Source organism: Tahibacter caeni, assembly GCF_024609805.1.
Classification (GTDB): domain Bacteria; phylum Pseudomonadota; class Gammaproteobacteria; order Xanthomonadales; family Rhodanobacteraceae; genus Tahibacter; species Tahibacter caeni.
Genome location: NZ_JANFVR010000203.1, coordinates 1 through 8,850, shown reverse-complemented (window position 1 = coordinate 8,850; position 8,850 = coordinate 1). Strand labels below are relative to the sequence as shown.

Below are 8,850 nucleotides of genomic sequence, written 5' to 3'. Positions count from 1 at the left end.
GAAGCGCCGGCGCGCGTGCGGCGGACGCCGCCGCCAGCCCGTACCAGCGGCGCACGCGCCTGCCGACCGGCGACGCGTTCCGCAACTGCTTCTATTTCTGCCAGGAGCTCATGCAGCTCATGGAGTCGGTCTATCACGACCTCGACCTGGAGAGGACCTGGGAGCATCCGGACAATCGCGGCTGGATCAACGTGTTCCGCCACTGGAGCTGGGCGCCGATGTTCCGCATCGCCTGGGCCGCGAGCGCGCCGACCTACGGCGCGCGCTTCGTCGCGTTCTGCGAAATGCGCCTGGACCTGCCGCGGATCAACGACGCCGTTCGCGTCGACGAACTGACGCCGGGCGGCGGCCGCGACTGGCGTGCCCAGATCGAGGCGCTCGCCGTGGCCGGCATCGTCAACCACGTCGAGCAGAGCCTGTTGCTGTCCGCCGCGCTCGGCGTGTCTGCCGACGCGGCCGCGCTGCCGCGGCTGTTCGCGCTGCGGCTCGAGTGGCAGCAGGTGCTGGCGCGTACGAGCCAGCCGCTCGATGACAGCACGCTCGGCATCGCCGTCGTCGACCGCGGGGTCCTGCGCGTGCTGCGCATCCAGGACCACCTGCGCAAGCTCGGCCTCGGCGCCGAGTTCATGCGCCTGCTGCTCGCGCGTGTCGCGGTCGACGCCGTCGAGCTGCGCAGCGGCGACTACGGCATCGTCGGACCGGTCGGACCGCGCGAAGCCGCCGCGCTGCAGGCGCAGATCACGGCGCTGTGGCAGCAGGCGCTGAAGCACCGGCGGGCGGGCAACTAGTCGAAAGCCGTGCAGGGCCGTCCGGCCGCACGACGGCGGCCGCGCCTATTCCACCGGCCGTATCGGTCCGACCAGCGGCTTGCTCAAGGTGGCCTTGTCGCGCGGGTTGTCGAGCTGGTCGCTGGCGAGCTGCCAGGCGCCGTCGGCGCGGCGCGTGAACGTGGTCGTGCGCACCCAGACGCCGCGCTTTTGCACGAATTCGAGCTGCACCGCGCCGGGCGGGTAGTCGGCGGCGGCCGGCGGTTGCGGCGGCAGCGGCGCGCCGAGCGCTTCGGGATGCGTATCGCTGACCGCGCTGACGCCGTAGGCGGGTTCCTCGTGCAGGTCGAGCTGGCGCGCGAGTATCGCGCGGGCGCCGTCGGGCTGGCGCACTTCGATGCGCAATTCGGTCCGCGCGGGCGGCGAGCCGATCGCCGCGCCGGCCATCAGCGCGAGCGCGGCGGCAGCGGCATTCCGGATCCAGGCATGGCTTGCGCGCATCGCTTTCCCCCGCATCGCCGGCACAGGCCTATTTGTGCCGCGTCTCGCGGCGCCGGGGAAGAGGGTGCCGCGGCGGCGGCGTTGCGGGAATCCGGAATTGGGCCGGAATCAGCGCTGCAGGCCGGCCTGCTCGAGTGCGGCGAGGTAGGCCGCCCAGTTCGTGTCCTGTTCGCGGCCGAGCTCGTGCAGCACGCTCCAGGAAAAGATGCCGGTCTGGTGCCCGTCGTCGAAGCGCAGCAGCACGGCGTAGTGGCCGACCGGTTCGATCGCGTCGATGTTGACGTGACGTTTGCCGGCCACGAGCACGCGCTGGCCCGGGCCGTGGCCCTGGACTTCGGCGCTCGGCGAATGAGTGCGCAGGTATTCGCAGGGCAGCCGGAACACCTCGCCCGACTCGAAGCTGACTTCGAGCAGGTGCGAGGCGCGGTGCAGCACGATGCCGGTGGGCCGCGGCGTGGCGCTCATCGATGCGCGCTCAGCGCGGATCGGTGCTGTGCAGGCGCGGTTCCTGCGGCGGACCGCTGGGTTCGCCGGCTACGCGGTACAGCGTGTACATGTACGAAGTGCCGAAGCCGATCGAGCCGATGTCGTCGTATTCGTAGTCGCCGGCGTCCGGGTACCAGCGCGCGTTCGGATCGATCTCGCGCAGGGTCAGCACTTCGGGACCGGCGTTCTCGAGCTTGCCGATGTAGCTGGCTTCGCCGGTTTCCTCGTCGAGCATGTTGACCGAGATCACCGGCGCGAGCGCCGCGGCCGCGCGGGCGACATTGGCCCAGTTGTCGAGCGGGAAGCCGGCCGGCGGAGTCAGGGTCTCGCCGTTGAGGGCCAGCGCCTTGTCGACGAACTCGCGGGACGGATCTTCTTCGGCATGGCTGACGTCGCCGAGCGCGATCACGAGATAGCCGTCGTAGCGCATCGAGTCCGAAATTTCAGCGATCAGCACGAAATCTGCCGAAACGTCGACGATCATGCCATGTACCCAGCCCGGATCGATGCCTTCGCGCTTGAGCCGGACGGGAATGTGCTGCTCCTGCGCCTCACGCAGGTAGGCGCGCGGGCCACGCGCCTTGAATTTCACGATATTGGTCATGGGCGGAATTGTAGCCGACCCGGCGCGGAGCCGGGTTCACGGCGCGTTATCTGGGGGCGCGCCGCGGCTTTGAAAGGCCGCAAAAAGTACGGCCGGACCCGATCCGGCGATCGGGTCCGGCGTACTCCTCTCCTCCCCAGGAGAACCGCTTCGGAACGGCACAGCGGACTCGGCCGTATCGGCCGAGCCGGCCCGTGTTCCGTTGTTGTCGGGTTGCCGGTGCGCCGCGCCGAGGCGCCGGCGCCTCAGGCCGCGTGGCGATTGCCGTGGAACTGCTCTTCCTCGGTCGAACCCTTCAGCGCGACGGTCGAGGACTGGCCGTTCTGGATGGCCTGGGTCACCGCGTCGAAGTAGCCGGTGCCGACTTCACGCTGGTGCTTGACCGCCGTGAAGCCGCGCTCGGCGGCGGCGAACTCGGCTTCCTGCAGCTCGACGAACGCGCTCATCTGGTTGCGCGCATAGCCGTAGGCGAGGTTGAACATCGAGTAGTTCAGCGAGTGGAAGCCGGCCAGGGTGATGAACTGGAACTTGTAGCCGTAGTTCGCGATTTCCCTCTGGAACTTCGCGATGGTCGCGTCGTCGAGGTTCTTCTTCCAGTTGAAGCTCGGACTGCAGTTGTAGGCCAGCAGCTTGCCCGGGTACTTGGCGTGGATGGCCTCGGCGAACTTCTTCGCGAACGCGAGATCCGGCTTGCCGGTTTCGCACCAGACCAGGTCCGCGTACGGCGCATAGGCCAGGCCGCGGCTGATCGCCTGGTCGATGCCCGGGCGCGTGCGGAAGAAGCCTTCGACCGTGCGCTCGCCGGTGCAGAAGGCTTTGTCGTTGTCGTCGACGTCGGAAGTCAGCAGGTCGGCAGCCTCGGCGTCGGTGCGCGCGACGAGGATGGTCGGCACGCCCATGACGTCGGCGGCCAGGCGCGCGGCGTTGAGCTTCTCGACGGCTTCGCGCGTCGGCACGAGCACCTTGCCGCCCATGTGGCCGCACTTCTTGACGCTCGCGAGCTGGTCCTCGAAGTGCACGCCGGCCGCGCCGGCCTCGATCATGGCCTTCATGAGCTCGAACGCGTTGAGCACGCCGCCGAAGCCGGCCTCGGCGTCGGCCACGATCGGCTGCAGCCAGTCGATCTCGTCCTTGCCTTCGGCGTGGTGCAGCTGGTCGGCGCGCAGCAGGGTGTTGTTGATGCGCTTGACCACCTGCGGCACCGAGTTGGCCGGATACAGCGACTGGTCCGGATACATCTCGCCGGCGACGTTCGCGTCGGCGGCGACCTGCCAGCCCGACAGGTAGATGGCCTTGAGGCCGGCCTTGACCTGCTGCATGGCCTGGTTGCCGGTCAGCGCGCCGAGCGCGTTGACGAACGGCTCCTTGTGCAGGTGGCTCCAGAGTTTCTCCGCACCGAGGCGCGCGAGCGAATGCTCGATCGGCACCGTGCCGCGTAGACGCACCACGTCGGCGGCGGAATAGTTGCGCGTGACGCCGGCCCAGCGCGGGTTGTTCTGCCAGTCCTGCTGCAGCTGCTCGGCGGTCGCGAAAGTGCTCTTCATGTTCATCAACCTTGTCGTGGTGCGGAGGGTGGGCGGAGTACGGGTTACGGCAACAGCGCGTAGGCCGGCACGGTCAGGAAGTCGGCGAGCTGGCGCGCATGGGTCAGCTCGGCCAGCATCCAGGCCGCCTGCGGCAGGCGTTCCTGGCCCGGCAGGCCGGATTTGGGCAGGCGTTCGGCGATGGTCTGGATCGCGTCGTCGAACAGCGCGAAGTCCAGCGGCGTGCCGTCGTCGAGGGTCAGGCCTTCGTGATGCAGCCAGTGCCAGAGCTGCGCGCGCGAGATCTCGGCGGTGGCGGCGTCCTCCATCAGGTGATGGATAGGCACGCAGCCGAGGCCGTCGAGCCAGGCGGCGAGGTAGCGCACGCAGACGTCGATGTTGTTGAGGAAGCCGGCGCGCGTGATCGTGCCCGGCGGTGCGAGGATCAGGTCGTCGCGCGTGACCTTGACGTCGTCGCGGCGCTTGATCAACTGGTTGGCGCCCGGCATCAGCGCGTCGAACTCGGCTTGCGCGACCGGGATCAGGCCCGGATGCGCAACCCAGGTGCCGTCGTGGCCGGCGGTCGCTTCGCGGCGCTTGTCGGCGCGCACGCGCGCCAGCGCGGCTTCGTTGGCCTCGGCGTCGCCGGAAATCGGAATCTGCGCGGCCATGCCGCCCATCGCGAACGCGCCGCGGCGGTGGCAGGTCTGGATCAGCAGCTCCGAGTAAGCCTTCAGGAACGGCACGGTCATGCCGACCTGGCCGCGCTCCGGCAGGATGTGGCTGCGGTGTGCGCGGAAAGTCTTGATATAGGAAAAAATGTAATCCCAACGGCCGCAGTTCAGGCCGACGATGCGCGTCTTCAGCGCATGCAGGATCTCGTGCATCTCGAACACGGCCGGCAGGGTCTCGATCAGCACGGTCGCCTTCATGCAGCCGGCCGGCAGGCCGAGCTCGGCCTCGGCGAAGCCCATGACCTCGTCCCAGAGCGCGGCTTCGCGGTGGCTCTCGGTCTTGGGCAGGTAGAAATACGGACCGCGGTCGCGGCCCTGCAGCGCCTGCGCGTTGTGGAATGCGAACAGGCCGAAGTCGAACAGCGCGCCGGCCATTTCCTCGCCGTCGACGAGCGCGTGCTTCTCGGCCAGATGCCAGCCGCGCGGCCGCACGATCAGGACGGCGGTGTCGGGCTTCAGGCGGTATTCGCGGCCGTCGGGTGAGCGGTACTCGATGGTGCCGTCGACGGCGTCGCGCAGATTGATCTGGCCGTCGAGCATGACGTCCCAGGTCGGCGCCGAGGAGTCCTCGAAGTCGGCCATGAACACTTTCGCGCCGGAATTCAGCGCGTTGATGATCATCTTGCGTTCGACCGGCCCGGTGATCTCGACACGGCGGTCGATCAGGGCGACTGGGATCGGCGCGACGGTCCAGTCGGATTCGCGGATCGCGCGCGTCTCGGCCAGGAAGTCCGGCAGCTCGCCGGCATCAAAGCGGGCCTGGCGCGCGGCGCGGGCCTGCAGCAGTTCGCGCCGGCGCGGGTCGAAACGGCGGTGCAGCGCAGCAAGGAAGCGCAGGGCGGCCGGCGTCAGGATCTGCTCGTAGCCGGGCTTGAGGACGGCGCGGATTTCCACCGCGGGCGCGCCGAACCGGTCTGCTGCAACTGCCATCGCCATCTCCGTGCTAACTGCTTTCAGGCCTCGGAGACTATGCGTGCAGCGCAGCATTTGACAAACCAAACATTTCAATGCACTTATTTGACGTTGTTAAATATCACCCAAGTGATTGAAATCATGGCGTCATCAAACGATCGTTTGAATGCGCCGCGACCCCGCGGCGACAAGCGCGGCGGCAGCGCCGCCGGTACTCCGGCCCGGCGCAAGCTGAAGTCGCGCGGCGCCGCCGACAGCACCCCGCGCTTCTACTACAAAGGCAACCGCATCAAGCAGTTGCGCGCGTTCTGCCACGTGGTGAAGTTCGGCACCCTGGCGCGCGCCGGCGAGGCGTTGTTCCTGTCTCAGGCTTCGATCAGCCTGCAGCTGTCGGCGCTGGAAACCGAGCTCGGCGTGCGCCTGCTCGAACGCGCGCGGCCGCGCTTCGTGCTGACGCGCGAGGGGCAGATGCTCTACGAGATCGCGCGGCCGCTGGTCGAGGGGCTCGAAGGGCTGGACCAGCAGTTCCGCAGCCAGCTCCAGGGCCTGGACGCCGGAGAGGTGACGATCGCGGCCGGCGCCTCGACCATCCAGTACTTGCTGCCGCCGCTGGTCCGCGCGTTTCGCGACGAGCACCCGCGCGTGCGGCTGCAGCTGCACAACGTGACCGGCAAGGACGGCCTGGCCCTGCTGCGCCAGGACCAGGTCGATTTCGCGTTCGGCTCCATGCTCGACGTGCCCTACGACCTGTCCTACGAGCCGGTGCAGTGGTTCGACCCGATGCTGATCCTGCCGCGCGACCACGAGCTCGCGGCCAAGGCCGACATCCGCCTCGAGGACCTGTCGCCGTACGGCCTGATCCTGCCGCCGCAGCGCCTGACCACCTACCGCCTCGTCGACCTCGTCTTCCAGCAGCGCCGCGTGCCCTACCGCGTCGCGATCGAAGTCGGCGGCTGGGAAGTCATCAAGGAATACGTCGCGATGGGCCTGGGCATTTCCATCGTGACCGGCATCTGCCTGACCGAGTTCGACCGCACCCGCCTGGAGGTGCGCAACCTGCGCCAGTATTTTCCACAACGCAGCTATGGCGTGGTCATGCGCAAAGGCAAATACCTGTCGACCCAGGCGCGCGCGTTCGTCGACCTGATCCGTCCGGGCTTGTTCGGCCGCGGCGGCTACGACGAGGCAGGGCATTCGGAGCGCTGACCACTCGCTACAGCCATGAAATCGACCGCTGTTCCTCGTTTCGCGGGCCTGAGGCGAAGTTCCCCAGGGCCGCCGCAACGCGACCGTCGGCCGGAATGTTCGAGGCGGCGATCCCGCGGTTCCTGTGCCCGTGTACTGGCCGAGGTTCACTTCTCTTCCCCGCCCCGTCGCCCGCAACAAGAAACTGCCTCGCCGTCGCCCCGCATCCGCTCACCCGTCGCGCCCGACCTCGAAGCGGAAGCCGACGCCGTAGACCGACGCGATCGGATCCTGGCCGACTTCGCCGAACTTGCGCCGCAGATTGCGGATGTGCGAGTCGACCGTGCGGTCGCTGACGACGCGGTGGTCCTCGTAGCTCGCGTCGAGCAGCTGGCTGCGCGAGTACACCTTGCCGGGTTTTTCCATGAGCCGGCGCAGCAGGCGGAATTCGACCGGCGTCAGTGCCAGCGCCTTGCCGGCGACGCGCACTTCGAAGCGGTCGGCGTCGAGCACGACCTCGTCCTCGGCGCCCGCCGGCCGCGCCGCCGGCCGCGTGCGGCGCAGCAGCGCGCGCACACGGGCGCCGAGTTCGCGCAGGCTGAAGGGCTTGCAGACGTAGTCGTCGGCGCCGAGGTCCAGGCCGAGCAGACGGTCGATCTCCTCGACGCGCGCGGTCACGAGGATGATCGGCAGGTCGGAGAATTCGCGCACGCGCCGGCAGATGCTCAGGCCGTCCTCGCCCGGCAGCATCACGTCGAGCAGCAGCAGGTCCGGCGGCTGCGCGCGCACGGCGTCGGCGACGCCGTCGCCGCTGTCGCTCAGGCGTATCGCGTAGCCGGCGGCGGCGAACCAGTCGCGCAGGGCCGCGGCGATCTTCGGTTCGTCCTCGACGATCAGCAGCTCGGCGACGGCAGTCACGGCGATGCTCCGGCCAGCGGAAACCACACGCAGACGCGCAGTCCGCCGAGCGGCGAGGGCTCGGCGCGGATCGCACCGCCGTGCGCGTCGGCGATCGCGCGGCAGATGGACAGGCCGAGTCCGGCGCCGCCGGCCGCGCGAGTACGCGAGCGTTCGCTGCGGAACAGCCGGTCGAACAACCGCGGCAGGTCTTCGGCCGGTACGCCGGGCGGCGTGTCGTCGACGCTGAGCTGCAGCTGGCCGGCGCTCTGGACCAGCGCCAGGCGTATGCGGCCCGGCGCATCGGTATAGCGGCGCGCGTTGAGCAGCAGGTTGTCGATGAGCTGGGCCAGGCGCAGCGGATCGCCCTGCGGCCGCGGCAGCGCCTCGGCGTAATCCTCCTCGAGCGCGAGCCCTGCGGCCGCCGCGCCGCCGCGATGGTTGTCGACGACTTCGCGCGCGAGCTCGGCGAGATCCACCGCGACGAAGCGGTATTCGAGCGCGCCCGCGTCGGCGAGCGACAGCTCGTAGAGATCCTCGATCAGCGCGGACAGCCGCTCGGTCTCGGCGAGCAGCGAGCCGAGCGCCGCGGCGTCGGCCTGCCGCACGCCGGCCTGCAGAGTCTGCAGCTCCAGGCGCAGGACGGTGACCGGCGTGCGCAGCTCGTGGGCCAGGTCGGCGCCCCAGCGCCGGCGCGCTTCGCGGTTCTGCTCCAGCGCGCCGGCCAGATGGTTGAAGTCGCGCGCGAGCCCGGCGATCTCGTCGCGGCCCTGCGCCGCGACGCGCGAGGCGTAGTCGCCGGCGGAGAGTGCGCGCGAGGCCCGGCTCAGCGCCTGTATCGGCCGCAGCAGACGCTGCGCGAGCGCATAGGCCAGCGCCAGCGCGAACAGCAGCACGACCAGCGCCGCCGCGAAACCGCTGCGCCATTGCCCTTCGGCGAACACGCGCTCGGCCTCCGAGGCCAGCATCGGCAGCGGCGCGATGCGCAGCTGGCCCACGGTGCGGCCGTCGACGCGAACGGGAATCGCCGGTGCCGCCGGATCGCTCGCGCGGCTGCCGGCGATGCGCCGGTCCTGCTCGTCGTAGAGCGTCAGGCGATCGCCGGCATTGATCGACCCCGGCGGCGGACCCGGCGGGCCGCCGGACGGAGGCTCGCCGGGCGGCCGGTCGACCCCGCCGGGCTGCAGACGGGTTTCGCCGTCGGGCGGCGGCCGGTTGCGCGCCTCGTCGCCGGGCAGCCG

General features: G+C 69.7%; 9 protein-coding genes. 2 read left to right on the top strand and 7 right to left on the bottom strand.

Annotated elements, in window-relative coordinates:
* The coding region (locus tag NON22_RS15965; RefSeq protein ID WP_257387936.1) for a hypothetical protein at positions 1-788 on the top strand (788 nt) is incomplete at its 5' end.
* A 45-nt stretch (positions 789-833) separates the two neighbouring features.
* Here the strand turns inward: NON22_RS15965 and NON22_RS15960 are convergent.
* From NON22_RS15960 to aceB, 5 genes are all read right to left on the bottom strand, one after another.
* Positions 834-1,268 carry a hypothetical protein gene (locus tag NON22_RS15960; RefSeq protein ID WP_257387935.1) on the bottom strand — a complete coding sequence of 145 codons (435 nt, stop codon included), beginning with the start codon at positions 1,266-1,268 and terminating at the stop codon, positions 834-836.
* A gap of 108 nt (positions 1,269-1,376) precedes the next feature.
* Entirely contained in the window at positions 1,377-1,733 is a 357-nt protein-coding gene (locus NON22_RS15955; protein ID WP_257387934.1) for a gamma-butyrobetaine hydroxylase family protein, read from the bottom strand.
* A 10-nt stretch (positions 1,734-1,743) separates the two neighbouring features.
* Positions 1,744-2,358: a hypothetical protein gene (locus NON22_RS15950; RefSeq protein WP_257387933.1), complete on the bottom strand. Its 615-nt coding sequence runs from the start codon at positions 2,356-2,358 to the stop codon at positions 1,744-1,746.
* Positions 2,359-2,603: 245 nt separating this feature from the next.
* Positions 2,604-3,902 (bottom strand): isocitrate lyase, encoded by a 1,299-nt coding sequence (aceA, locus tag NON22_RS15945; protein ID WP_257387932.1) that lies wholly within the window; start codon positions 3,900-3,902, stop codon positions 2,604-2,606.
* A gap of 44 nt (positions 3,903-3,946) precedes the next feature.
* Complete coding sequence (aceB, locus tag NON22_RS15940; RefSeq protein ID WP_257387931.1) at positions 3,947-5,545, bottom strand: malate synthase A; 1,599 nt, start codon at positions 5,543-5,545, stop codon at positions 3,947-3,949.
* Positions 5,546-5,668: 123 nt separating this feature from the next.
* On the opposite strand from aceB, the gene NON22_RS15935 reads away from it, so the two are divergent.
* On the top strand, positions 5,669-6,733 hold the full coding sequence (locus NON22_RS15935; RefSeq protein ID WP_425507988.1) for a LysR family transcriptional regulator: 1,065 nt from the start codon (positions 5,669-5,671) through the stop codon (positions 6,731-6,733).
* Between the two features lie 210 nt (positions 6,734-6,943).
* On the opposite strand, the gene NON22_RS15930 is transcribed toward NON22_RS15935, so the two are convergent.
* Both NON22_RS15930 and NON22_RS15925 read right to left on the bottom strand, forming a co-directional pair.
* On the bottom strand, positions 6,944-7,636 hold the full coding sequence (locus NON22_RS15930; protein ID WP_257387937.1) for a response regulator: 693 nt from the start codon (positions 7,634-7,636) through the stop codon (positions 6,944-6,946).
* The coding region (locus NON22_RS15925; protein WP_257387930.1) for an ATP-binding protein at positions 7,627-8,850 on the bottom strand (1,224 nt) is incomplete at its 5' end. The genes NON22_RS15925 and NON22_RS15930, both read right to left, overlap by 10 nt.